We start from the raw sequence: 1,161 nt of genomic DNA, 5'->3' as shown, positions 1-1,161 counted from the left end.
CTAGTGCTCCGTCCCAGAAATAACTTTGCATAGCCGAGCCACTTTCTGAAGGATGGAATCGGCGGTTGCCGTCCAAACGAACGGACGTTTGTGCTGGTTGTACTGCTCGACATAGCGTTCGATGCTGGCAATCAGCTGGCGCACATTTCTGAAGGAGCCACGCCGGATAGCCTGCTGCGTGATCAGGCCGAACCAGCGCTCCACCTGATTGAGCCAACTCGAATACGTCGGCGTGAAGTGCATGTGATAACGCGGGCGCTTCGCCAGCCATGCCTTGACCTTCGGGTGCTTGTGCGTTGCGTAGTTATCGACGATCAGATGCACGTCAAGATCTTCCGGGACCGCCTGGTCAATGTGATTCAGAAACGCCAGGAACTCCTGATGTCGATGACGCGACTTGCATTGCGCGATGACCTCGCCCGTTGCCGCATTGAGCGCAGCAAACAAGGTTGTCGTGCCATGCCGTATATAGTCATGCGTAACACCTTCGAGGTAGCCCAGCCCCATCGGCAACACCGGCTGCGTACGCTCGAGCGCCTGGCACTGGCTCTTCTCGTCGACACACAGCACCAAGGCGTTGGTCGGCGGGCTCAGATACAGCCCGACAATATCGCGCACCTTCTCGACGAAGTACGGATCAGTCGAAAGCTTGAAGCTCTTCGAGCGATGAGGTTGCACACCGAACAGCGACAGATACCGAGCCACCGAGCTCTTCGAAATACCCGTTTGCGCAGCAGCAGAACGCACACTCCAGTGCGTTGCCCCGTCCGGCTTCTCATGCAGCACCTTCGCCAGCAACTCCGCCACGGCTTCATCGTCATGTGCGCGCGGTCGCCCCGGGCGTGCTTCGTCATGCAGACCGGCAAGCCCATGCGCGACAAACCGCTTCTTCCAGTGCGTGATCGCAGGGGACGTTACTTCACATTGCACCGCGATTTCCTGGTTCGTATGACCTTCCGCTGCCATCAAGACAATCTTTGCCCGGCGCACCAGCGAATGAGGCAGCGAACGCGAGCGGCTCATCGACAGCAATTGCTCCCGCTCCAGTTCTGAGACCGCCACCTCGATTCTCTTGCGCGCCATGATCGCCTCCACTCAATTTTGCTTGATCATAGAGCAACACAATCCAATGTAAAGTTATTTTTGGGACGAAACACTAGA

At 57.2% G+C, this 1,161-nt stretch carries 1 protein-coding gene; it reads right to left on the bottom strand.

Annotation, left to right across the window (positions count from 1 at the left end):
• On the bottom strand, window positions 1-1,083 hold the full coding sequence (locus ACV22W_RS33510; RefSeq protein ID WP_448023815.1) for an IS630 family transposase: 1,083 nt from the start codon (window positions 1,081-1,083) through the stop codon (window positions 1-3).
• Window positions 1,084-1,161 lie beyond the last annotated feature (78 nt).

The organism is Burkholderia sp. AW49-1, assembly GCF_053427845.1.
Note: the sequence above shows the minus strand (reverse complement) of the source record. Positions and strands in the feature narration are given on the sequence as shown.